Origin of the sequence: Phocaeicola sp. GP0067, assembly GCF_031119655.1 — a bacterium.
GTDB classification, from domain to species: Bacteria; Bacteroidota; Bacteroidia; order Bacteroidales; family Bacteroidaceae; genus Phocaeicola; species Phocaeicola vulgatus.
The window spans coordinates 173,203-197,421 of sequence record NZ_JAVHZY010000004.1 but is presented as its reverse complement, the minus strand read 5'-3'; the positions used below and the strand labels follow the sequence as shown (position 1 = coordinate 197,421).

The 24,219-nt window shown below is 50.9% G+C and carries 26 protein-coding genes; 14 read left to right on the top strand and 12 right to left on the bottom strand.

Annotated elements, in window-relative coordinates:
• Positions 1-7: 7 nt before the first annotated feature.
• The 9 genes from traJ to RE317_RS05235 all read left to right on the top strand — a co-directional run bounded on the left by traJ (position 8) and on the right by RE317_RS05235 (position 8,081).
• Complete coding sequence (gene traJ / locus RE317_RS05275; RefSeq protein WP_007851775.1) at positions 8-1,087, top strand: conjugative transposon protein TraJ; 1,080 nt, start codon at positions 8-10, stop codon at positions 1,085-1,087.
• An 11-nt stretch (positions 1,088-1,098) separates the two neighbouring features.
• Positions 1,099-1,722, top strand: coding sequence for a conjugative transposon protein TraK (gene traK / locus RE317_RS05270; protein ID WP_195665498.1), 624 nt, complete (start codon positions 1,099-1,101; stop codon positions 1,720-1,722).
• Between the two features lie 4 nt (positions 1,723-1,726).
• Complete coding sequence (locus RE317_RS05265) at positions 1,727-2,026, top strand: TraL conjugative transposon family protein (protein ID WP_004295449.1); 300 nt, start codon at positions 1,727-1,729, stop codon at positions 2,024-2,026.
• Entirely contained in the window at positions 2,001-3,281 is a 1,281-nt protein-coding gene (gene traM, locus RE317_RS05260) for a conjugative transposon protein TraM (RefSeq protein WP_007662674.1), read from the top strand. The genes RE317_RS05265 and traM overlap by 26 nt, the downstream gene beginning before the upstream one ends.
• Before the next feature lie 72 nt (positions 3,282-3,353).
• The gene (gene traN, locus RE317_RS05255) at positions 3,354-4,274 is read left to right on the top strand and encodes a conjugative transposon protein TraN (protein WP_004303795.1); all 921 of its coding nucleotides are present in this window, start codon (positions 3,354-3,356) and stop codon (positions 4,272-4,274) included.
• A gap of 1 nt (position 4,275) precedes the next feature.
• A complete protein-coding gene (locus tag RE317_RS05250) occupies positions 4,276-4,860 on the top strand; it encodes a conjugal transfer protein TraO (protein ID WP_007662675.1) in 585 nt (194 codons plus the stop codon).
• A 13-nt stretch (positions 4,861-4,873) separates the two neighbouring features.
• On the top strand, positions 4,874-5,317 hold the full coding sequence (locus RE317_RS05245) for a DUF3872 domain-containing protein (RefSeq protein ID WP_195665497.1): 444 nt from the start codon (positions 4,874-4,876) through the stop codon (positions 5,315-5,317).
• Positions 5,318-5,380: 63 nt separating this feature from the next.
• The gene (locus RE317_RS05240) at positions 5,381-7,333 is read left to right on the top strand and encodes a DUF4116 domain-containing protein (protein ID WP_195665496.1); all 1,953 of its coding nucleotides are present in this window, start codon (positions 5,381-5,383) and stop codon (positions 7,331-7,333) included.
• Positions 7,334-7,694: 361 nt separating this feature from the next.
• Complete coding sequence (locus tag RE317_RS05235; protein ID WP_118226735.1) at positions 7,695-8,081, top strand: hypothetical protein; 387 nt, start codon at positions 7,695-7,697, stop codon at positions 8,079-8,081.
• Between the two features lie 56 nt (positions 8,082-8,137).
• Here RE317_RS05235 and RE317_RS05230 read toward each other — a convergent pair whose 3' ends face one another.
• From RE317_RS05230 to RE317_RS05195, 8 genes are all read right to left on the bottom strand, one after another.
• Positions 8,138-8,341, bottom strand: a complete 204-nt coding sequence (locus tag RE317_RS05230; RefSeq protein WP_004295440.1) for a hypothetical protein — start codon at positions 8,339-8,341, stop codon at positions 8,138-8,140.
• 166 nt (positions 8,342-8,507) lie between these two features.
• On the bottom strand, positions 8,508-8,774 hold the full coding sequence (locus RE317_RS05225; RefSeq protein WP_004303780.1) for a DUF6956 domain-containing protein: 267 nt from the start codon (positions 8,772-8,774) through the stop codon (positions 8,508-8,510).
• Positions 8,775-8,820: 46 nt separating this feature from the next.
• Positions 8,821-9,138 (bottom strand): hypothetical protein, encoded by a 318-nt coding sequence (locus tag RE317_RS05220; protein WP_004295436.1) that lies wholly within the window; start codon positions 9,136-9,138, stop codon positions 8,821-8,823.
• 41 nt (positions 9,139-9,179) lie between these two features.
• Positions 9,180-9,506, bottom strand: a complete 327-nt coding sequence (locus RE317_RS05215; RefSeq protein WP_004295437.1) for a hypothetical protein — start codon at positions 9,504-9,506, stop codon at positions 9,180-9,182.
• Positions 9,507-9,545: 39 nt separating this feature from the next.
• Positions 9,546-10,829, bottom strand: a complete 1,284-nt coding sequence (locus tag RE317_RS05210) for a PcfJ domain-containing protein (protein WP_061436655.1) — start codon at positions 10,827-10,829, stop codon at positions 9,546-9,548.
• Positions 10,830-10,831: 2 nt separating this feature from the next.
• Positions 10,832-11,242, bottom strand: a complete 411-nt coding sequence (locus RE317_RS05205) for a PcfK-like family protein (RefSeq protein WP_009132163.1) — start codon at positions 11,240-11,242, stop codon at positions 10,832-10,834.
• Positions 11,243-11,287: 45 nt separating this feature from the next.
• Positions 11,288-12,280, bottom strand: a complete 993-nt coding sequence (locus RE317_RS05200) for a hypothetical protein (RefSeq protein WP_004295433.1) — start codon at positions 12,278-12,280, stop codon at positions 11,288-11,290.
• A 12-nt stretch (positions 12,281-12,292) separates the two neighbouring features.
• Positions 12,293-12,544: a hypothetical protein gene (locus tag RE317_RS05195; protein WP_004319132.1), complete on the bottom strand. Its 252-nt coding sequence runs from the start codon at positions 12,542-12,544 to the stop codon at positions 12,293-12,295.
• Positions 12,545-13,086: 542 nt separating this feature from the next.
• On the opposite strand from RE317_RS05195, the gene RE317_RS05190 reads away from it, so the two are divergent.
• On the top strand, positions 13,087-13,380 hold the full coding sequence (locus tag RE317_RS05190) for a helix-turn-helix domain-containing protein (protein WP_004319131.1): 294 nt from the start codon (positions 13,087-13,089) through the stop codon (positions 13,378-13,380).
• A complete protein-coding gene (locus RE317_RS05185) occupies positions 13,377-13,688 on the top strand; it encodes a helix-turn-helix domain-containing protein (protein ID WP_004295430.1) in 312 nt (103 codons plus the stop codon). The genes RE317_RS05190 and RE317_RS05185 overlap by 4 nt, the downstream gene beginning before the upstream one ends.
• Before the next feature lie 36 nt (positions 13,689-13,724).
• On the opposite strand, the gene RE317_RS05180 is transcribed toward RE317_RS05185, so the two are convergent.
• Genes RE317_RS05180 through RE317_RS05170 form a run of 3 tightly spaced genes read right to left on the bottom strand, consistent with a single transcriptional unit; the run spans position 13,725 to position 16,662 of the window.
• A complete protein-coding gene (locus RE317_RS05180) occupies positions 13,725-14,090 on the bottom strand; it encodes a hypothetical protein (protein ID WP_009123631.1) in 366 nt (121 codons plus the stop codon).
• Positions 14,091-14,117: 27 nt separating this feature from the next.
• A complete protein-coding gene (locus RE317_RS05175) occupies positions 14,118-15,407 on the bottom strand; it encodes a site-specific integrase (RefSeq protein ID WP_007486354.1) in 1,290 nt (429 codons plus the stop codon).
• A 31-nt stretch (positions 15,408-15,438) separates the two neighbouring features.
• Positions 15,439-16,662, bottom strand: coding sequence for a site-specific integrase (locus RE317_RS05170; protein ID WP_007568640.1), 1,224 nt, complete (start codon positions 16,660-16,662; stop codon positions 15,439-15,441).
• Between the two features lie 421 nt (positions 16,663-17,083).
• On the opposite strand from RE317_RS05170, the gene hflX reads away from it, so the two are divergent.
• Positions 17,084-18,337 carry a GTPase HflX gene (gene hflX / locus RE317_RS05165; RefSeq protein ID WP_005839821.1) on the top strand — a complete coding sequence of 418 codons (1,254 nt, stop codon included), beginning with the start codon at positions 17,084-17,086 and terminating at the stop codon, positions 18,335-18,337.
• Positions 18,338-18,350: 13 nt separating this feature from the next.
• Positions 18,351-20,336, top strand: a complete 1,986-nt coding sequence (locus RE317_RS05160) for a DUF4954 family protein (protein WP_117873579.1) — start codon at positions 18,351-18,353, stop codon at positions 20,334-20,336.
• Between the two features lie 147 nt (positions 20,337-20,483).
• Here RE317_RS05160 and RE317_RS05155 read toward each other — a convergent pair whose 3' ends face one another.
• Complete coding sequence (locus RE317_RS05155) at positions 20,484-22,391, bottom strand: CocE/NonD family hydrolase (protein WP_022508876.1); 1,908 nt, start codon at positions 22,389-22,391, stop codon at positions 20,484-20,486.
• A gap of 138 nt (positions 22,392-22,529) precedes the next feature.
• Here RE317_RS05155 and RE317_RS05150 point away from each other — a divergent pair, with 138 nt between their 5' ends.
• Positions 22,530-24,173: a fumarate hydratase gene (locus RE317_RS05150; RefSeq protein WP_005839827.1), complete on the top strand. Its 1,644-nt coding sequence runs from the start codon at positions 22,530-22,532 to the stop codon at positions 24,171-24,173.
• Positions 24,174-24,219 lie beyond the last annotated feature (46 nt).

Genomic DNA, 24,219 nt, shown 5'->3' with positions numbered 1-24,219 from the left:
GGCAGTCATGGATTTCGACAATTTACACCAGGTTCTCCGGAACCTGTATCAGGAGATGATGCCGCTATGCGGCGACATGATCGGGGTGGCGAAAGGTATCGCCGGCCTGGGTGCGCTCTTTTACGTGGCTTACCGGGTATGGAAGGCACTGGCCAGCGCGGAGCCTATCGACGTGTTCCCGCTCCTGCGGCCTTTCGCCATCGGCTTGTGCGTGATGTTCTTTCCCACCGTGGTTCTGGGGACGATCAACGCCGTGATGTCGCCCGTGGTGCAGGGCACGCACGCCATACTGGAGGGGCAGACGTTGGATTTGCAGGCATACCAGCAACAGAAGGACGATTTGGAAGCCGAGGCCCGCAGGCGCGAGGGCAAGGCTTGGTTAGTGGACGACGAGGTGTATGAACAACGGCTTGCGGATATGGGTATCACGGACTTGGGCGAGATTATCAGCATGTGGGCCGAACGCACGTGGTACGACATCAAGGCCGGTTTCCGGCAGCTTGTCCGGGACTTTTTCGAGTTGTTGTTCAACGCCGCGGGGCTTACCATCGACACGCTGCGGACATTCTTTTTAGTCGTGCTGTCGATTCTGGGGCCCTTGTCGTTCGCCCTCTCCATTTACGACGGCTTCCACTCGACGCTCGCGAGCTGGATTTCCCGCTATATCAGCGTGTACCTTTGGCTTCCCATCGCCGACCTGTTCTCCGCGGTGCTGGCCAAGATCCAGACGTTGATGCTCCAGGCGGACGTCCTGGCCCTGCAAGACCCCAACTACATTCCCGACAGCGGCAGCGGTGTCTATATTATCTTTTTGATTATAGGTATCATAGGCTATTTCACGATCCCCACCGTTGCCGAGTGGGTGATCCAGTCGGGCGGAGCCGGCGGGGCTATGGGCGGTATCAACAAGGCCGGGGCATTCGCCACGGGTGTCGCGGGCGGTATCGCCGGCAACATGATCGGCCGCACGTTCGGGCGTCGCGGCGGTGGCGGTTCCTCCTCCGGTAACGGCGGCGGTGGCCCGGCTTCGGGCAGTGCCCCCAACGGGCGCAACCTGGCAACACAAGGTAACAATAATCATTCATAACAATTTGGACAATGGAATTCAAGTCATTAAAAAACATCGAAACAAGTTTCAGGCAGATTCGGCTTTTCGGTATCGTGTTCCTCTGCCTGTGCGCGCTGGTATCCGTGTTCAGCGTGGTCGCGAGCTTCCGTTTCGCCGAAAAGCAGCGCGAGAAGATCTACGTCCTGGACGGGGGCAAGTCGCTGATGCTGGCGCTCTCGCAGGATTTGAGCCAGAACCGCCCCGTGGAGGCGCGCGAACATATCCGGCGTTTTCACGAGTTGTTCTTTACCCTCTCGCCCGACCATGCGGCCATCGAGAGCAACATCAACCGCGCGCTGTTCCTGGTCGATAAGAGCGCCTTCGCCTATTACCAGGACATGCAGGAGAAAGGTTACTACAACCGTGTGGTGTCGGGGAACATCAGCCAGCGTATCGAGGTGGACTCCGTGGTGTGCGACTTCAACGCCTATCCCTACCGGGCCATGACCTATGCCCGGCAAATGATTGTCCGCGAGAGCAACATCACCGAGCGTTCGCTGGTCACGCGCTGCGAGCTGATCAACTCGGGGCGTTCGGACAATAACCCGCAGGGTTTCATCATGGAGAAATTCGAGATTCTGGAGAACCGCGATTTACGTACATTAAAAAGATAAGGCTATGGCAAAGAAGAGAATAAAGGCTTTCGGGGAGTGGGTCGAAGACCACCTGCGCCGCGCTTGCGGGGCGCTCTCGCCCGATAAGCGGATTATCGTGATCCTCACGCTGCTCTTGTTTTTTTCCGTCTTGTCGCTCTACTTTACCGTGTCTTCCATCTACCGCTTCGGCAAGGGAGCCGGGGAACGGATGCAGATACGGCATATCGAGCGGCTGGAGCTGGAATTAAGACAACGGCAGGAGGCCGACAGTGTAAAACATCTAAAAGATTTCAATTATGACGACGAACGAAAAACAGAATAAACAGCCGGAGGCGGGGAAAAAGGAACTCACGCCCCGGCAGATACAGATGCGGAAGAAGATGGTGGTCTTCCCGCTCTTTTTCCTGGCCTTTGCCGGGTGCATGTGGCTGATCTTCTCCCCCGGCGAAAAAGAACGGGAGGAGCCTTCGGCGGGTTTCAACACGGAGCTGCCGACCCCGGAATCGGAGGGTATTCTCTCGGACAAGCGTGATGCCTACGTGCAGGAGGAGATGCGGCGCAGGGAGCGGGAAAAGATGCGCTCCTTGCAGGATTTCGCGTTCGGGATGGAGGACGAGGAGGAAGAGCCCGTCATGCCCGCTGCCGTGCCGGATAAGTCTTCCGGCTCTGTCGGCGGTTCGTCGGGAGCTTTCCGGACTTCCCGTGCCGCCTATGCCGACATCAACCGCCAGTTAGGCAGTTTCTACGAGGACACCGCCGGTGAAACGGGGGAAGAGCGCGAGATGCAGGCCCGCATCGAGGAACTGGAACGCCGCCTGGAAGAACAGCAGGCGCAGAAAACGGCCCAGGAGGAGCAGGTGGCGCTGCTGGAGAAGTCCTACGAGATCGCCGCCCGCTATATGAATGGCGGTCAGGCCCCTGAAGCCCCGCGTCAGAAGACCTCCGTTTCCGGCAAGGCTTCCGTGCAGCCCGTGCGCCAGGTGCGCCGTAACATCGTGTCGCTGCTCGCCGCCCCGCTGCCCGATTCGGTCTTCGCCCGTGAGTTCGTCAAGCCCCGGAACTGGGGTTTCAACACGGTGGGGAGCGACCTTCGCGAGCCCGAGCGCAACAGTATCCGTGCCGCCGTGCAGCAAACCGTGACGCTCACCGATGGCGGGGAGGTTACTTTCCGGCTGTTGGAACCGATGATGGCGGGAGATCTGCTCATCCCCTCGGGTACGCCCGTAACGGGGACGGCGAGGATCAACGGCGAACGGCTGACGGTCAAGGTCAGCGCTGTCCAGCACGGCGGGGCGGTCGTTCCGGTCGATCTGTCGGTCTATGACACGAACGGCAACGAGGGTATTCCCGTGCCGGGGTCGGAAGAACTCAATGCCGTGAAGGAGATCGCCGCCAATATGGGCGCGGGCATGGGCAGCAGTATCACGATCACGGACGATGCCGGTTCGCAACTGCTCTCCGACCTGGGGCGCAGCGCCATCCAGGGCGTGTCGCAATACGTGAGCAAGAAGATGCGCTCGGTCAAGGTCACGCTCAAGGCCGGTTACAGCGTCCTGCTGCTCCCGCCCCTTCAATAAGGGTACAAACGACGTACTTCCGTACACCACTGAAAAAATCCATTTTTATCAACAATCAAAAATTTATCGAGTATGAAAAAGATTCTTCTGGCACTCGCTTTTATCGGGTGCATGTTCGCTGCCCACGCGCAGGAAAAGCCCTCCACGGGCGATTTGTACGACGGTCTTACCCGTCCGCTGACTTTCAACCGGGTTATCCCGCCCTACGCGCTGGAGGTGACGTTCAGCAAGACCGTGCATGTGATTTTCCCCTCGGCCATCCGTTACGTCGATCTGGGGTCTTCGGATCTTCTGGCGGCGAAAGCCGACGGCACGGAAAACGTGCTGCGTGTAAAGGCGGCCCTGCGTGATTTCTCGCGCGAGAGCAACCTTTCGGTCATTACCGAGGACGGGGCCTATTACAGCTTCAATGTCAAGTATGCCGACGAGCCGGTGAAACTGTCGGTCGAGATGGCGGACTTCCTGCATGACGGGGAGGCGGTAAACCGCCCCAATAACGCGCTGGACATCTATTTGCAGGAGTTGGGATGCGAATCTCCGCTGCTGGTCAAACTGATCATGCAGTCCATTTACAAGAATGACCGCCGCGAGATCAAGCATATCGGTTGCAAGCGTTTCGGGGTACAATACCTCCTCAAAGGTATCTACGTGCATAACGACCTGCTTTATTTCCACCTCCAACTGAAAAACTCCTCCAACGTGCCTTTCAACGTGGACTACCTGACGTTCAAGATTACGGACAAGAAGGTGGCCAAACGCACGGCCATCCAGGAGCAGGTCGTATGGCCCGTGCGTGCGTACAACAACGTGCAGGTCATCGGCGGCAAGCGTACCGAGCGCATGGTCTTCACGCTCCCGAAGTTCACGCTGGCCGACGACAAGCAGCTGGTCGTGGAACTGCACGAGCAGCAGGGCGGGCGACACCAGACTTTCACGGTGGAGAATGCCGACCTGGTGCGCGCACGTGTTATCAACGAGTTAAAGGTAAAGTGATATGAAACGGGCGATATTCATTCTCACGCTGGGGTTATGCCTCCTCCTTTCGGACGGGGCGCACGCCCAGCGTGCCCTGCCCGCCATGCGCGGGCTGGAAATACGGGGAGGCATGACCGACGGCTTCTATACCCGGGACAGCCGCAGCGAAACGGGCTACTGGTTCGGGATGGCCATGAGCCGCTACGCGAAGAATGCCGACAAGTGGGTGTTCGGCGCGGAGTTCCTGAACCGTTATTACCCCTACAAGTCGGAACGTATCCCTGTGGCGCAGTTCACGGCCGAGGGCGGTTACTATTACAAGTTCCTCGCCGACCCGTCCAGGACTTTTTTCTTCTACCTCGGCGGCTCGGCGCTGGCCGGTTACGAGAGTGTGAACCGGGGCGAGAGGCGGCTCTATGACGGCTCTACGCTCCGCCACCGCGACCGTTTCCTCTATGGCGGGGCCGTCACGCTGGAGGTCGATGCGTACCTGACCGACAGGATTATCCTCTCGCTGACGGGGCGTGAGCGTATCCTATGGGGCACTACAACGGGACATTTCCACGCGCAGTTCGGCCTGGGCGTGAAATTCATAATCCATTAAACTTGCAAGCGACATGAAAAAGATGAAAAAGATATTGGCCCTGGCGGTCTGGATCGTCGCCCTGGGTCTTTTATGCGCATCCTGCGACAACGGGCTGGATATACAGCAGGCGTACACGTTCTCTCTGGAAACGATGCCCGTTCAGAAGCGAATCTCCGTTGGTGAAACCGCTGAAATCCGCTGCACGCTCGTGCGGGAGGGGAGATATGACGGCGCGCGTTACACGATCCGCTATTTCCAGCCCGACGGGCGCGGTGAGTTGAGGATGGACGACGGTACGGTGTTCCTGCCCAACGACCGCTATCCGCTCGACCGTGAGGTGTTCCGCCTCTATTACACATCGCGCAGCGATGACCAGCAGACCGTCGACGTCTATGTCGAGGACAACACGGGTCAGGTCGTGAAGACCTCCTTCACGTTCCAGAGCGAGAACGGGACGGAGGAAACGGAACGATAACGGAATATGTCTAACCAAGAGAAGCGCCCGTCACCCGGGCGCTTTCCATAAATACTGAAAACCATGACAGAGCAAGAGAGAATAGATATAGCCTATCTCGATACGGGGGTGTACGAGAACCCGTGGCGTGAGAACCTTTTCGAGACGCTGCCCGAGGATCGGAAAACGGCGGAGGTCTGCCGTTTCGCCATCAAGAAATCGGCTTTCAACATCGAGTTCGTTCCCGAAGCGATGAAAACGCCGGAACTTTGTCTTGCCGCGGCCAGCTACCGGGGCGAAACACTGAAATTCGTCCCTGACCGTCTGAAGACACCGAAAATGTGCCGTGCCGCCGTCGATAGCAACAGCTACGCGCTGTATTACGTTCCGGAGGGGTTGAAGACCCCCGAACTGTGCATGGCGGCCGTGAAGCGCAACGGCCTGGTGCTGGAGGCCGTTCCCGGGGAATTGAGGACGCCGCAAATATGCCGTGCGGCGTTGAAAGCGGTGGACAGTGCCGATTACAAGATACTCCCTTACATTCCGTATCCCGATATATGCCTGGAAGGGCTGAAAAAATTCGGGATGTCGTTCGTGGACAAGTTCGAGATTTTCGCCTCCATTGCCCCGGAGGTCATGACCGGGGAACTGGCCCTTCACGGCGTGGGGATGGACGCGTCCTGCCTTTCGCTCGTGCCGGTGGAACTGCGCACGGAGGCAGTCTGCCTGCGTGCCGTCAGTGGGGACGGCATCCTGCTCCATGAAGTGCCGGAGGAGTTACGCACGGAACGGGTCTGCGAGGCCGCCGTGTCCTCGAACTACCTGGCGCTGGAGTACGTTCCGAAACATCTGAAAACCGACCGTCTGTGCGGGATGGCGCTGGAGCGCGATCCCCTGGCCATCCGCTTTTTCAACCCCGAACAGCTCACGCCGGAGGTCTGCAACCGGGCGTTGGCCCGTACCGACGACCTGCGTGTCCTCCGCTATATCCCCTTCGAGGAGATACACCTGAAAGTGTTGGGGTTCTATTGCACGAATTACGATAAGACCTTCGATTTTTTGGAGAACATGAACCCCTGGTTCCTCACGCCGAGGGTGGCCCGGGAAATTTTCGCCCTGGAGCCGGAGCTGTTCTACAACCTTCCCGATCACGCCAAGAACGAGGAGATGTGCCGCCGGGCCGTCGGGCACGACGGGAGCTACCTGCAATATGTCCCCGAGAAGTGGAAAACGCCGGAGTTGTGCATGGAGGCCATACGGCGCAGTCCCTATGCCATCGCCCACCTGCCCGAGAGCATGAAAAGCCCGGATCTATACATGAGCCTGGTGCGGGAGAACCCGCAAAACCTGAAAGGCGTCCCCCGCGAAGCCCGGACGCCGGAGATGAGCCGGGAGGCTTTCGAGCGTACCTACGGGAAGGACAAAACCGATTTCTCGGTTATCAGCGCGTTGAGCGACCCCGCCCTGGTCTTGCAGGTGTTCCGCGAGCAGGACGACCCGCAGCAGATACACCGGTTGATGAGTGTCCTGCACCTGAACCGCCGGCTTGTAACGGAGGAGGTGGCGTTGGAGGCCGTTCGCAAGGATGCGGGGGTGCTGTACGACATTCCCCAGACGGCCATCACGCCGCTCGTGGCCGATACGGCCGTGCGGGGCGACCCGAGGATGATCCAGTGGGTTCCGAGGGAGCTTCGCACGTCGGATCTGTGCCTCTATGCCGAGGCCGCCCATCCCGAGTTGCGGGTTTACGTTCCCGACGGGATAGCAAAGGGACGTAATATCTATTCGTTCCACCGTCAGGTGGACGCGAAATTGCGGCAGCCGCTCGAATACGAACAATACAAGACCCTCTACTCGGGCGGCGCGGTGCGTGTGAACAACGTGTGGACGTCGGTTGCGGGTGAGATTGACTGCTGCGAGGTGCGTTACGACCGTAAGACGGAGAAACTCAAACTGCGGATCGTCGAACCGCCCAGGGAGAAGAAGGCGCAGCCGAAGGTCGCGCCCCGCAAACCCGCCCGGGGGCCGAAATTGTAGGACGGCGGGTAGTTCTTTGGCAGGAAGGTTGTTAAAAATCGCACGTGTTGTCGCCGATACCCGGATGAAATCGTTATATTTGCAATCGAATCCTCCGGCGGCGTGCCGCCGGGCGATTTACATACGGAAGGAACACATTATGGTGGGGCATTGAAAACAGCCAAATTTTAATCCGCTCGCAAAATAATGGGTAGTTCTCTTCTTCATCGTCGTGTCTATATGCGTCAAGCGTATGCGATAGCGGCGTGGGGAGAAATTATCTATCGAGTGGATGGGTGCTTGGCTGTACCTCAATGCCGGTATTTAACGTATTCTCACGCCTTTTTCGTATGGTATTTGTCTGAACCTAAAGAAAAGCGATATGGAAACGAAATCGACAAATGAGGTAAAGGGTGATTACGACCGGGTATCGGCGAGTGAATGCCTGGGGTCGCTAATCGAGTTGCACGGGATTGTCATGGAAGACGATCTGTTCGTCATTCCCGATGCGGATGGCACGGCAGTATTATACAATGACGGGAAGATACGTTTTGACGAGATCGCCGACATCGAGGTCGGCTCGGTGTTCGTGGGCATCCTGCTCCGCAACGGCTATCTGTTCTACCTTTCCCGTACCGAACCGCTCAAGACGTGCATATACACGCATGGCGGGTGGGGTTCAATCTCTGAAATTTCTCCCCGTGGCATTGCCGGACATATCGGGCGTGAACTGTACGGGAAGCTGGGCGACCATACGGCGGTCGATTGACGGGAAACAAAAAAATCGGACGGTTGTTATCGTCCGATTTTTTTCGCGTCGTATTTTCACGGCCGTTGCCTGCCGTGTTCCCGTTTCCGCCTTTGCAGGGCGAGCAGTTGCCGCAACATGTAGGCATGGTTTTCCCCCACGGTATGCCCCGAGGGCATCAGGTAAGGACTTGCGAGGCACTCCCGGCATTGGCGTACCGCCTCTTTTAAGTCGGTAACGGTTATTTCCGCTCCCGTGATGTCTTTAATCTTTGTTTCCATTCTTGTCCTGTTTTTTGGTTCGTACCAACTGTCCCGGTAATTTTCTCCCACGAGCGAGAAAATTCCGCTCATGCCGCTTTCAGCGGCGAAATTTTTGGCTTCCCATATACCGGAAAACTCTCCCAGCAGCCGGTAGCCGATGAATAATTTGTACTTGCGCATGATTTTATCGTTTTTCCAGGTTGATAATCGGTGTGTTCTTTTGCAGCCATTCTTTCACGCTGTCCATGTTGTATTCGGATGTGATAACCGCCGTTCGGTCGTCGATTTCGGTGAAGCGCGTAGTTTCATACCCGTCGATCCACTGCTTCAGCGTGGCAACGCCCCACACCTGCGGGTCGTCGAACATGGTGTCGAGCCGCCCGATACCCTCGCCGAAGGTTACGAGCAGCGTTTCATAGGAGATTTCCTTGTTTACTTCATTCGTTTTCATATTCTCGCTTTTTACGGGCGGCTTTTGCCGCCCCGAAATTTTTTAATCAGACAAGTTCCACTCTAACCCTGCTCATGTTCGCCCAGAACACGCCGTTGCAGTAGTAGGCGTAGCCGTTATGCCAGTTGCTCCTGCGGCGTATCACGTCCTGCTCGGGTGGTCGTATCTCGATACTCGTGGTGTAGATGTTGTGTCCCACGGTAATGACGAGGTTGCACCTTCGCCATATCTCGGAATGGGTTTTGAACCCGTTTTTCCCCTCGACGAGCGCAAGGGCCGTCTTGACTGCTTCCCGAACTTCCCAATCCCACTCCCCGAAGGGTTTGAGCGGGCGTGCCATGTAGCTTTTATAGATGATTTTCATTGTTATATTTTTTTTGTAGGGCGGCTTTCGCCGCCCCGATTTTATAATTCGACAATCCTTTCCACTCTGCCGTACAACATGGAGCGTATGCTCGTCTTGTCCACGCCCTTGTATTCCGTGTAATGCCCGTACTGCTTTACCACGAATGTTTTCAGTACATCGACAAAGTTGAAACGATACCCTAAAAGCGGAATGGAGTCCTTGAAATAGGTGTTATGGTTTACCTCACGGGTAATCCAGTCTTTCTCCTCACGGGTGAGCGTTCCCCCGTCATTGAGCCGTTTGCGTAATATGTACGCTTTTGAGCCTGCAAGGCTTTCGAGTGCGGGAACGTCCCACGACACGAATTTATATGCTATTTGGTTCATTCTATTTTGTTTTGCGGGCGGCTTTCGCCGCCCCGATTTTTATGCTGTCATTCGTTTCCGTATAAGGGACATGTTCCCCTTCATCAGTTTCAGTATTTGCCCGTGGTATGGGGTATTCTTGTTACACACGCCACGGCTCTGCACGACCTCCATGCGTTTTAGGGACACCTCTATCGTTTCGATACGTTTGCCGTCGATTGTGGCCGAGAGTATGAGCGAGTCGGCTTTCAGATAGTATTCGTTGGTAAACACACAGTGGTGCATGGCCTCGCCCTCCTGCCGTATGGCTTCAACGCTGTCCAATACCTTGATGCAGATTTCCCCGTCGGAAAACTCCACTCCGAAAAACCGCCCTTTGGCTTCGACAAACGAGGCTTCCTGTTCCAACGCCTTGCGCCGTTCCTCCTGCCGCCGTTCCATTTGCATGTGCCTCCGTTTTTTTGCCATGTAGAGGTCATGCGCTGCGGGCAGGTCTGCGGGACACACGAAATGGGCGTTATGCAGGTCTTTCCCGAAAAATCGCAGCAGGTCGATGTAGTCGCACCATTCCGTCGGTTTCCCGATAGCGTACCCGTTACGGATGGCGATACGGATGGCCGGCCAATAGTCTGCGATATTGCGGGAGGAACGGGCGAAAAATCGCACGAGTGCCGTTTGTCCCGCTTTAAGCAGCGTTTCGGCCTTGTTCTCCGAGAGCAGCAGGTGGATAAGGTCGAAAGGGGTTACATCGGGGAGTTGTTTGCCGTAACCGCTTCGGCGCAGTTCGGGGATAAGCCGTTGCCGGGGATAGATGCGTGTGGGCGTGATGTTGTATTTCCCGTCGTTCTCCGCCCGCAGTTCCAATGCGCTCGACCAACTCCACCCGTGAACGAAGAAGCCCATCGGGCGCAGCCGTGCGAAGGTTGCGGAGCGTCCGTCGGGGGCAATCCACCGCTGTACGGCTTCGATATGGGTGTAAACGGGCGTCTGTCCCACTTTCGCCCAACACTCGATATAGACGAAGCGCAGGACTTGAAAACCCTTGCAGCGGGTTACGATACACAAATACTCGTAATCGTTGAACTTGCGGCGCAGGGTGGTTTCCACTTTCAGCGTGGTGTGGCAGTGCGGACACTCGCACCCTAACAGATTGTCCGTGAGTTCTCCGTTTTCGCTCTGCCACGTGTGGCCGCACTCGGTGCAGGTGATAAGTCCTTTCGGCGTGCGGCGTCCGATATGCTCGATGCAGTTCTTGTACCCCCATTCGATTTGTGCGGGGGTGAGCGGCGGCAGGTGTTTACTTGCCGCCACGACGTTCTGTTGGAATTTTGTTCTCGGTTTCATAACTAAAATAGACTGGGCATTAGTTTGTTATCTTCGATTTTCTTGGGTTTGGACTTGGCTTTCGCCAACTTGGCGTAGGCTTCGCTCTCGGCCTTCCGTATGGCGTTCCGCCGTGCCTCGGCTTTTTCCTCCTCGGTCAGTTCAACGGTGTGATTGACCACTACCTTGCAACTGACGGGTTTGCCGATGTCGATGTCCTCCTCGTCGTAATAGTGGAGTGCCATAGAGTATATTTCCTCGTCGGCAAACCCGTTGCAACCGCTCTGCCGTACTTGGTTGATGATGAAAGTGCAGCAATCGTCAATGTTCTTTTTCGGGTTGGCGTATCGGGGTGCGAAAAGTTCGTCCTCCCGTGCTCGTGCGTCGAGATAGTTCTGTATCGTCAGTTTGAAATAATCTGTTCCTTGTGCCATGATTTTTTGGTATTGTGGGGCGGCGAGCCGCCCCGTGTTCAACATTTATTCGTCCTTTCCGAGAAGCCGTCGCACCTCGTCCTCTTTGGTCTTTTGGAAAATCCATCCCGCTTTCTTCTGCCCGTCATGCGTCAGCCGTGCGTTGAAGCGTCCCCCGAGTGCGTGAAGGGCGTCCTTGACGGGCTTGGTGTCCCCGAATACGGCTATCGCCTTCTCGGAATAGTCCACGATGATAAACCCGCCTTGCACGCTCGTTTCAGTGCGTTCCGCCCGTTTTTCGTCTTTCGGCTCGGGCAGACATATATTCTCCTCGTTTCCTGCGATATATGCCAGCCTGTCGATGTACCCTTCACGGGTGTAGTGGGTCAGTTTGCAGACACTCCACCCGTATTTCGGACTTTTGCCGAGCGTGAAAACGGGATAGCGGTGTTCGTTCTTGGGGTCGTATTCGGAGAGGTGCGCCGTTTGCGGGAAATTGGCCGCCGCCTTTCTCAACTCCCCGAAGCCGTTGCGGGAGGTGGCCGAAAAGCCGAGAATGACGGTACGCACGCTTCGGGTGGTCGAACACTCGTAAGAGGGGTCAGTGTATTCCGTTTCGTTGAGTTCGGCGATGATTACGCCCTGCACCCCTTCGGGCATGATGCGGCGTAACCTCTGCGCCCCTATTTCCGCTATGCGGTCATGCTCGGCTTTCTCTTTGGCGGCGGCGATGGCCTGCGCCGTGGCTTGCTCTTCCGCCTGCCTCACGAGCAAAGCCACCTCGAAAGCGTCCATGAACTCGGGGTTCACGTCGTCGTAGTACCTGCCGATACCGAATGTTTGCGAGAGGGGTCGCAGAATGTCCGTTTGGCTGATTTCCTTTGTTTCGGTATCGACCATGTGGTACACGTAGCCACGGGCGGTGTGTTCCACCTTGTAAACGACGTAACGCTTTCTGCTCGCACCCGCACCGATACCGATGATAACCTGGTTTTCCTTGACTACCTGCACCTGCGTGTCCGTGGTAGTCGCTCCGAATAATGAAATGTACTTTGTCATACCTGTAATAATTTAGAAGATGTGAGTGAATAGGAAATAGAAAAAGCCGATTAGAGCCACGAGAGAAACAAGGCAGGAGAAAATGCCCCGCAGGATGTCATAACAGAACGTGAAGCCCAAAACGACCCAAATAAAGTCGATACCCCACACGTGGAAGCCCAAAGCCACCGCCCCGACCTTTACCGCCAACCCGACCTTTGCCTTTATGCCAAGTGGAAGGTTGGAGGATTTCTGTTTCCATTTATTTTTCTCTTCGTTTCTCATAACCTTTGACTTTTTTTTTATGCCGTAGCGGAGCCGGTATGGATGGAATCTGTTTCGGTAGCATCAAAAGGTGTCGGGGATAGCTGCTGCAAGATTTTGTCGGAAAATACGCTCGCCCGCAGGGAAAGAGGAAGATTTTGCGGCAAACCGCCCCGCGGCCCGATCTTGCAGCAGCGTGAGCCCCGTAACTACCTTTGCTACTGACAACAGATTTCCATACCGCGCTCCGCGGCATGAAAAAAAGAGAGGAAAAGGTTATGGGAGAGAAACGGGGAGAAAACGATATGCCGTGAACGCTCGAGAAAGTCGGTTCACGGCTCACCCTGCATGGAATGATAAATCGCCCGCGAACATTTCCTTTCACGGGCGATTGGCGTATCGGAGCGTGCCGATCCCGTATCGGCGGAGGATCGTTTCCGCCGGACGTGGCGCCACTCGCTGCCACTTTGAAGACGGATACGTCCATATGCCACTGGCTGATAACAAGATACTGTCCATTTGTGTACTTTTGGGCATCCGGGAAACAAAAAATGAAACAGAACATGGAAATAATAAGTATGGACGTGAAGGCTTTCGACGCGCTGGCAGGGCACGTGGAAGCCATTGAAAGAAAAGCCGAGGCGTTATGCCGCAGGCAAGAGGACGTGAGTTTGAAAAAATGGCTGGACAACCAGGATGTCTGTGACGTGCTGGGTATATCGAAACGTACCCTGCAAACCTACCGGGAGAAAGGGTTGCTGCCTTTCAGCCGCATCCGTCACAAAATCTTCTACAAACCGGAAGATGTCGGGAAACTGCTGCAATCGTCGCACTATCCTAATACCGCCGCGTTATGAGCCATTATTTCATCGACAAGCACGATCCGCGTGTGGCGGATCTCTTCCGGCGTTTGGAAAAGGCCGGCAAGGCACTGGATAAACTGGAATCCTCCGGAGGCCGGACACTCAAGGGAGAGCGGTTCGTCACCGACGAGGAATTGTCCCGGCTGCTGAAAATCAGCAGGCGTACATTGCAGGAATACCGTACGGCGCGGATCATTCCCTATTATTTGATTCAGGGCAAGGTACTATACATGGAATCCGAGATACAGAAATTCCTGGAAGATTCCCGGAAGAAATGTATCGGGGGACAGGAATGGGTATAAAAGAAGAACGGCCAACGTTTTGGCTGTTCTTCTTTTTCAGTTCAATATCGTGTTCATACCGGGGAGCTGCCAGACGACAGCAGTCGTCGTGGCCCTTCGGACAAGCCACCGTCGGAAGGCTTCGGCATTCCCGGATTTTAAGCGGAAAGCCAGCGCGGCGATCATTTCGAGCGAATACAGCTCGACAATACCGCCGTCACGGTTGCGCTCCCGGCGGTAAACCCTCTCCTCACAGAGTATGCCGCTTTTGAGTATGGAGCGGATGTTGCTCCCCACGGCAGGAACGAAGACTCCGAACAGGTCGGCAATCTGGTGGCGCGTGAGCCATACACGGTTCTCCGGCGTGTGGATTTCCACCCGCCCGTTTTCAATGCTGATAGGTTCTCTTGTCGTCATAGTCATACAAATTTATCAATTTTGTTATACTGTTCAACCGTTTACCGTTATAATATCTGCCGTTTCCGGTTCGTCCTCCTCGTAGAGATTTATTTTCCGGCCTTTGGTCTGTTCTTTCAGCCGTTTCATGTCCTCGTCCACCTTGCGGTCGGTCACTTTGGCGTAAATCTGCGTGGTGGAAATGCTCTTGTGTCCCATCATGCGGCTGACAGTTTCGATAGGCACACCCAACGAGAGCGTGATATGTGTCCCGAAATTGTGCCTCGCCTTGTGAAAGGTCATGTCGAAGCCGTATGTCCGTCCCAGTTCTCTGGTGAGCTTGATGAGATACCCCCGGCAATAGAGATTGAAAATCCTGTCGCTTTTACGCTCGTGGCGGTATTTCTCGATGATCTGCAACGGCACGTTCAGCAGGCGGATGGCCGAGGGCGTTTCGGTCTTCTGGCGCCGGATGTGTATCCAGTACGTTCCGTCGTCCGACTGCGTGATGTCTTTTTCGGACAAGCGTTTCAGGTCGGCGTAGGACAACCCCGTGAAGGTAGCGAAGAGAAACCAGTCCCGCACCCGCTGGAGGTTGGGTTTATCGACGGGAGTTTCCATCAGCTTTTTGAGGTCTTCGAGTTTCAAATGGCGGCTCTTGCGCCGGGGCAGTTCCGGGTGCAGCTTCCCGTAAGGGTCGCGCCGGAGTGTACCCTGACTGACAGCCCGCTTGGTCATTTTCTTCAACCGGTAAAGATGCTCGTGTACTGTCTTGGGTTTCATTTCACGATCTGTACGCAGGAATATTTCAAAATCATCGTAGAACTCCCGGTCAAGGCTCCGCAACGCTACATCCTCCTTTTCCTTCCTTTTTTTCACGAAGGAGGCTAAAATATTATAGGAGTTCTCGTAACTTTCATAGGTTTCTTCCTTGCGATCCACGCCGACACGCTTGCGGAACTCCTCGTTATGCTCGCGGAACAAGGCAAGGAGGGTGAACGGTTTCTGCCCGATTCCTTCCACGGCGTTTTTGACCAGCTCGGCCGTCACGAAACCGAGGCTTTTACGAATATGACGGTAATGTCCGGTGATTTTTTCGGTCAGTTTCTCTATTGCCAGGTTTACCGTTCGGGCGTTCTCGCTTCGTCCGTTCGCCCTTTTGGTTTCCGGATTCCAAAGCGATGGCTCGACAAACGCGTTGATATTGATCGGGGCCGACTTGGCATCGATGCTTACCTTGCATAACAATTTACATGTTCCGTCCTTGCGGACTTTCGTGCGGTTGATGTAGAACAGCAGGGAGAACGTGCTGCGACGTTTTATCTCTTTATTATTCGGTTCCATAATCGTTGTGAATTTGATTGTCAATGATAGATTAAATAGCTACGGAGAAGCGACCGGCAATCTTTTCCTCTAAAGACCGGGTATCCATGTCGATCTTGTCATCGGTCACTTTGGCGTAAATCTGCGTCGTGGAAATGCGGCTATGCCCCAGCATTTTACTGACGGTTTCAAGCGGGACACCATGCGAAAGCGTGATCTCGGTGGCGTAGGTATGGCGTCCGCAGTGAAAGACGAGCTTCCGTTCAATTCCGCAAATGGCGGCAATACGTTTCAGCGTCCGGTTGAGTTCGTTGTTGCTGTACATCGGCAGCAGTTTTCCTTCCGGGGCCATATCCCGGTACTTGTCGAGGATGAGCAACGGTATGTCGAGCAACGGCACTTCATAGTCGATTTTCGTCTTCTTGCGGGCGGTCTTGATCCATACCTCACCGTCCTCGGCCACTTCCAGATCCTCCGTCGTCAGGCGGCACATGTCCCCGTAAGGGATACCCGTGTAGCAGGAGAAGAGGAACAGGTCGCGGATATGGTAGAGTTTCGGGTCGTGCAGGGGTGTGGTCATCAGCCGTTGTAACTCCACGGCGGTAAGGTATTTCTGTTCCCGCTCGGGATGTTCGGCTTCATAACCCGCGAACGGGTCGGCAGTGATAATCCCTTCCGCGATGGCTTCCCCGACAATCGTGTTCAACCGTGTGACAAGCAACACGATAGTTCCCAGGGCAAAGCGGCGCTCCGTGCGTAGGTAGAGGTCATAGTTGTCGATGAATGAACGGTTCAGGGCCGTGAAAGGAACATCCGACAACTTGTATTTCTCCTGGATGAAAGCGGCCACACAGTTACAAGCATAGCGGTAAGATTGCGCTGTTCCCTTTTCCCGGTTCACGCCGACACGTTTTTCGAAATGTTCGATGAACGTCCGGAAATAACCCAACAGGGTTTCCTGCCCGAAAGCTGTCCCCAACAACAGATTCCTTATTTCTTCAGCCGTTACATTCTCACGGGTGGCTGACAGTTCGGCATAAATGGAAATGGCTGAAGCTCGCAAATCGTCCAGTTGCCGGTTGATTTCCCGCGCGGCGTTACTTTTACCCGTGGCACGTCCGGATGCCCACAGTGCAGCGGGTACGGACATTTTCGCGCTAAAAGCCGCTTCTGAAAATTTGCCGACAACAAGTTTCGCCATGACCGGGCAATGTCCCTCGTCATTCATTTCGCTCTTTTTGAGGTAGAACGTAACCGTTACATCCGTCTGTTTCATAACTCTATTTTTTTATGTCGCAAAATTACTTGATATAGAGTTATTTACAGTTATGAAAATTATAGCGGAACAAAGAATAAAACCCCGGATGCCGGTAACATAACCTGTATTTCCATGAAAAACGGAAAAAAACGGTTATCTTTACGAGCAAAATATAGGGTTCTTTGCATGGTGAACGGTAAAACCGCAGGTGGTCAAGCGTTATTTTGCCGGATTATCCGGGGCTAAAAAAGGCAACGGATAAGTAGCAAATCTTTCTCTTAACCTTTCATTATCCTGCATTTTAGCGATTTGGAAAGGTATAGAAGAATTTGGCTTAACTCTCCTCAATACCAAACACTTACTTTATTTATCCAAATTTTGCCGTTTTTTTGCGAGTTCTTGTTATATTTGTCGCGAACTTATTTAGATTGATAGATAAATGAAAGAATTTGTAATTTCTGAAGCACAGGTTGAAACTGCCATCTTAGTTGGTTTGATTACTCAGACACAAGATGAGCGTAAGACCAAGGAGTATTTGGATGAGTTGGAGTTCTTGGCCGAAACGGCCGGAGCAACAGTGGTGAAAAGGTTTACTCAGAAACTGCCTGCTGCCAATTCCGTGACTTATGTCGGTAAAGGAAAGCTGGAAGAAATCAAGGAATATATTCATCAGGAAGAGGAAAATGAGCGTGAAGTCGGAATGGTGATTTTTGATGATGAACTTTCTGCCAAGCAGATACGTAATATAGAAGCTGAACTGAAAGTGAAGATTTTGGACCGTACTTCGCTGATTCTGGATATTTTTGCCATGCGGGCTCAAACTGCAAATGCTAAAACACAAGTGGAGCTGGCCCAATATAAGTATATGCTGCCTCGTCTGCAACGTTTGTGGACTCACTTGGAGCGTCAGGGAGGTGGATCCGGTGCCGGTGGAGGTAAAGGCTCTGTGGGATTACGTGGGCCGGGTGAAACTCAGTTGGAAATGGACCGTCGTATCATTTTGAATCGTATGTCATTGTTGAAAGAACGGTTGGCTGAAATTGATAAACAGAAGTCCACTCAACGTAAAAACCGTGGGCGTATGATACGTGTAGCTTTGGTAGGGTATACCAATGTGGGAAAATCTACTTTAATGAATTTGCTTTCAAAAAGCGAGGTCTTTGCTGAAAATAAACTTTTTGCAACATTGGACACCACAGTACGCAAAGTGATTATTGAGAATCTGCCATTTCTGCTTACAGATACCGTAGGATTTATCCGTAAATTACCAACGGATTTGGTTGATTCCTTTAAATCAACTTTGGACGAAGTGCGTGAAGCAGATCTGCTGATTCATGTGGTGGATATTTCTCATCCGGATTTTGAGGAACAAATTTCTGTGGTTGATAAAACGATTGCTGACTTGGGGGCAGGTGGAAAGCCTACCATGATTGTTTTTAACAAGATAGATGCTTATACCTATATAGAGAAAGCAGAGGATGATTTGACTCCTAAAACCAGGGAGAATATTACATTGGAAGAACTGATGAAGACATGGATGGCAAAATTGAATGATAATTGTATCTTCATTTCTGCCAGAGAGAAAATAAATATGGATGAATTGAAGACTATTATATATAATAAGGTGCGCGAGCTACACGTACAGAAGTATCCTTATAACGATTTTCTTTATCAAACCTATGATGAAGAATAAATACATATAGAAGATGAAAACTTATCGTTCACTTACACAAGAAGAAATACAACAATTAAAAGAGAGATCATGCACTGCGGTTGATTGGGATGAAATTGAAGTAGTAGAGAACTTTAAGACGGACTATATTTATCATACCCGTTTTTCCGGAAAGGTCAGATTGGGGGTCTTTGAAGATGAGTTTACGTTGGCAGGTGGTATGCGTAAACATTCCGGATTGTATCATGCGACCTTGCATAATGTAACGGTGGGCGATAATTGTTGTATTGAGAATATAAAGAACTATATAGCCAACTATATCATTGGGGATTATGCATTTATAGAGAATGTAGATATCATTCTGGTAGATGGCCGGAGCAAGTTTGGGAATGGCGTTGAAGTAGCTGTATTGAATGAAACGGGTGGACGTGAAGTGCCTATTCATGATCGTCTGTCAGCGCATCAGGCCTATATTCTGGCATTATACCGTCATCGTCCTGAATTGATTTGCCGGATGAAAGCCATTATTGACCGGTATGCTGAAGAGAATACTTCGGATACAGGTACTATTGGCCACCATGTTACCATTGTTGATGCGGGATATATAAAGAATGTACGAATAGGTGATTATTGTAAGATAGAAGGGGCGGGACGATTGAAAAACGGTAGCTTGAACAGTAATGAGCAAGCGCCTATTCATATCGGCTATGGAGTGGTATGCGATGATTTTATTATATCAAGCGGCTCCAATGTGGAAGATGGAACTATGTTGACCCGTTGCTTTATCAGCCAGGCATGTCATTTGGGACATAACTATTCTGCATCCGATTCTTTGTTTTTCAGTAATTGTCAAGAAGAGAACGGTGAGGCATGTGCCATTTTTGCCGGACCCTTTACGGTGACTCATCATAAGTCTACTTTGCTGATTGCCGGAATGTTCTCTTTTATGAATGCGGGTTCCGGCTCTAATCAAAGCAACCATATGTATAAGTTAGGTCCGATTCATCAGGGGGCTATGGAGCGTGGGGCGAAGACTACTTCCGATTCTTATATTTTATGGCCCGCACGTGTAGGTGCATTTTCTTTGGTTATGGGGCGTCATGTGAATCATGCCGATACTTCTAATCTGCCTTTTTCTTATCTGATAGAGCAGCAAAATACCACTTATCTGGTGCCAGGGGTGAATTTGCGGAGTGTAGGTACGATTCGGGATGCTCAAAAGTGGCCTAAACGTGACAAACGTAAAGATCCGAACCGTTTGGATCAGATTAATTATAACCTGTTGAGTCCCTATACTATTCAGAAAATGATGAAAGGGCGTAGTATTCTGAAAGAATTACGTAAAGTATCCGGAGAAACTTCAGAAACTTACTCTTACCAAAGTGCGAAAATTAAGAATTCTTCTTTAAATAATGGCATTCGTTTTTATGAAACGGCTATTCATAAATTTTTGGGTAATTCATTAATCAAGCGTTTGGAGGAGGTTCGTTTTAGCAGTGATGAGGAAATCCGTGCCCGGTTGATTCCTGATACAGAGATAGGGACAGGAGAATGGGTGGATATTTCCGGATTGATCGCTCCTAAAAGTGAAATAGAGAAGTTGATGGCAGATATAGAATCTGGAATCCTGACTAATGTGGATCAGATTCATGACCGTTTTGTTGAGATGCATCGTAATTATTATACATACGAGTGGACATGGGCGTATGGGAAGATGCTTGAGTTTTATAATCTGCGTTCCGATGAAATAACGGCAAAGGATGTTATTGCTATCGTGAAGAAGTGGCAGGAGGCTGTTGTCGGATTGGATAAAATGGTCTATGCCGATGCGAAAAAGGAGTTTTCTTTGTCTGCTATGACGGGGTTCGGTGCAGATGGATCACGTGAAGAAATGGAGCAGGATTTTGAACAGGTGCGTGGGGTATTTGAAAGTAATCCGTTTGTGACAGCGGTGTTGCAGCATATTGAAGCGAAAACAGCGTTGGGTAACGAGTTGATAGAACGGATTGCTTCTATATGATATTTTTGATGAGAGTATCCAGACTAAGATGAACCTTCGGAAAAGTTACAGATGGTAGTTACATATAAAAAGAGCCGTATGAATGCTGGAGTAGTCATACGGCTCTTGCTATTGGATGACATTTGAGCTTGTTTGGATACTCCCTTTTTATTTTTTTACCACAGGTAGTATAACTCTGCTTGCAGCTCCTTGCTGATGATAAATTTTGATCTTTTGTTTCATCACAAAATCTTCTACCGTACAATGATAGGTATCAATAAACCTTTGTGGATTGCGGTCAATAATGGGGAACCAGGAACTTTGAATTTGAATCATCAGTCTGTGTCCCGGCAGAAATGTGTGTGCCACATCATACAGTGTGTAATTAACCGGAGTTATTTCTTCCGGTTTGAAAGGCAGGGGATTGTCGAATCCCTTACGGAAGCGTCCTCTGAATAATTCGCCACGAATCATCAGCTGGTACCCACTCATTGGGTAGTCACTCTTTAAATAACTGCGTGCAGTTTTGGAATATTCAAATTTTTCAGGATATACATCAATTACTTTCACCATAAAATCAGCGTCAGTACTACTGATGGCAGTCATTAATTCCACTTCTATAGGACCGGCCAATGTTAATGTATCACATAGCGGCTCCGTCATGAAAGTAATGACATCGGGACGTGAAGTAGCAAAGCGTTGGTCATCTACCATGAATTCTTTTGTCCGGTAAGTGGTAGGGTTTGCCGTATAGGGTACCGGACGTGACATATCTGAAATATATTCTGAATAAGACTCTTGTTCTGCCGGTGCTTGTGTGGATACTGATCCGTTCTTATGTATATAATAAGGTGTACCGGCAGTCTTTTGTACAGGCCATTCGTTGTATGTTTTCCATTCGTTTTCACCTGTATGGAATATATTTACTTTATGCTTGGGCTTTTCTCCCTTTCCTTCCAGGAAATATCGGAAAAAAGGATATTCTATTTTGTCCATGTAATAAGCTGAAGTGCTTTTACCGAAATACAGATTACCGAAACCTTGGAACCCGCGTACTGTCCATGCTCCATGCCACCAAGGACCGAATGTCAGATATAAATCTGTGTCCGGTGATTGCTCTTTGATGGCTTTATAAAGATTCCAGGCTCCGTAACAGTCTTCGGAGTCATACAGTCCACCTACCACCAATATGGCGGGCTTCAAGTTATAACAGGAGGTGCGTGCATCGCGCTCTTTCCAGAAATCATCGAAATCAGGATGGTTTTTGATATCATTCCACAATGTCTGTGTGGTATCACGTACCAGGTCGTCTACATTCTTAAAGGTACCGAGTGCCAGAAAATCTGTGTAAACATCATTCTTTACAATTTGGTTCATCACTCCTTTTCCCATGTGGCGTCCTTCCAGTCTGGGAAGGAAATTAGTGGTTTGCAGCAGGGTGAAGGCTCCGTTGTGATGACGGTCATCTCCACGGAACCAGTCAGTAACGGGAGCTTGCGGAGAAACAGCTTTCAAAGCCGGATGATTGGAGGAGGCTGTCATAGTGGCATAGAAACCATCATAACTGATTCCCCATGTTCCTACATTTCCGTTATTATATGTGTTGTGAATCAACCATTCTATGGTATCGTATGTGTCCGTAGCTTCGTCTATATTCTTTTTATCTTTCTTACCCTTTTTGTTTTTGTTGAGAGGGCGTACTTGGATAAATATTCCTTCACTCTTATGTCGTCCACGTACATCTTGGAAGACGATAATATATCGGTGCTCTATATAGTTTTTCAGATTAGTTCTGAAATGACGGTCAAATCCTTCTCCGTATGGGGAACAAGAGTAAGGGCTGCGGTGCATCAGGATAGGATGCTGCCTGCTGTTGTCTTTCGGTTCGTAGACAGCGGTGTAAAGCTTGATTCCGTCACGCATGGGAATCATGACTTCCCGTTTCGTGTAGATTTCCTTCAGTTTGAGTTCGATACTGTCCGGTTGGTTTTTTGCTTGGGTTTGTGTCCATCCTCGAGGGATGAGAAAGCATAACAGTAATGAAGTAATAAATAAGAATTTGCCTAATCTTTTCATGTATAATGTGATGTTATTTTAATGAGTTGGCAAAGGTAAGGACATTCCTTGAAAGTTTTCACGCTAATTAAGGAAAAATTTCGATAATAGTTACTACCTTTGTCACACTAATAACTTTTAACTAAAATAAGTATCAATATGGCAACACCTCCGTTCCATTATCAGCACATGTTCCCGTTGGGACCTGATAAAACCGAGTATTATTTGCTGACTAAAGATTATGTGTCAGTAAGTGAGTTTGAAGGAAAACCTATCTTGAAGATTGAAAAAGAAGGTCTGACTGCTATGGCTAACGCTGCTTTCCGTGATGTTTCTTTCTTGCTTCGCCGTTCACACAATGAACAGGTTGCTAAGATTCTGAGTGATCCCGAAGCCAGTGATAACGATAAGTATGTAGCATTGACTTTCTTGCGTAATGCGGAAGTTTCAGCTAAAGGCAAATTACCTCTTTGTCAAGATACGGGTACTGCTATTATCCATGGTGAGAAAGGTCAGCAGGTATGGACTGGCTATTGTGATGAAGAAGCCCTTTCCTTGGGAGTTTATAAGACTTATACGGAAGAAAATCTTCGTTATTCTCAGAATGCTCCTTTGACTATGTACGATGAGGTGAACACCAAATGCAACCTGCCTGCACAAATTGATTTGGAAGCTACTGAAGGTATGGAATACAAGTTCCTTTGTGTGACTAAAGGTGGTGGTTCGGCGAACAAGACCTATTTATATCAGGAAACGAAAGCTGTATTGAATCCGGCTACATTGGTTCCTTTCCTTGTTGAAAAAATGAAGACTTTGGGTACGGCTGCTTGTCCTCCTTATCATATTGCATTTGTAATCGGTGGTACATCGGCAGAGAAGAACTTGCTGACTGTTAAGCTGGCTTCTACTCACTATTATGACGAGTTGCCTACTACCGGTAATGAATACGGGCGTGCTTTCCGCGATGTGGAACTGGAAAAACAAGTATTGGAAGAAGCTTATAAGATTGGCTTGGGTGCACAGTTTGGTGGTAAGTATATGGCTCACGATGTCCGCATCATCCGCTTGCCTCGTCACGGTGCTTCTTGTCCTATCGGTCTGGGCGTTTCCTGTTCTGCTGACCGTAATATAAAATGTAAGATCAATAAAGATGGTATCTGGATTGAAAAGATGGATGATAAACCGGGTGAGCTGATTCCGGCAGAACTCCGTGAAGCCGGTGAAGGCGATGTGGTTAAGATTGATTTGAACCAACCGATGGCGGATATCCTGAAAGAATTGACCAAGTATCCGGTAGCTACCCGTCTGTCATTGAACGGAACCATTATTGTAGGTCGCGATATCGCTCATGCTAAATTGAAAGAGCGTTTGGATCGTGGCGAAGATTTGCCGCAGTATATCAAAGATCATCCTATCTATTATGCCGGTCCGGCAAAGACTCCGGAAGGTATGGCTTGTGGTTCTATGGGCCCCACTACAGCAGGACGTATGGACCCGTATGTGGATTTGTTCCAGTCACATGGCGGTAGCATGATAATGTTGGCAAAAGGTAATCGTAGCCAGCAGGTAACGGATGCTTGTAAGAAGTATGGCGGTTTCTATCTGGGCTCTATTGGTGGTCCGGCTGCTATCCTTGCTCAGAATAATATCAAGAGCATTGAGTGTGTGGAATATCCGGAATTGGGTATGGAAGCTATCTGGAAAATTGAAGTGGAAGATTTTCCGGCATTCATTTTGGTGGACGATAAAGGTAATGACTTCTTCAAGCAGTTGAAGCCGCGTTGCCTTGGAAATTGTAAATAATTAAATTATTCCGTAATAATACTAATACAGCCTTCCTCCCTTTAAA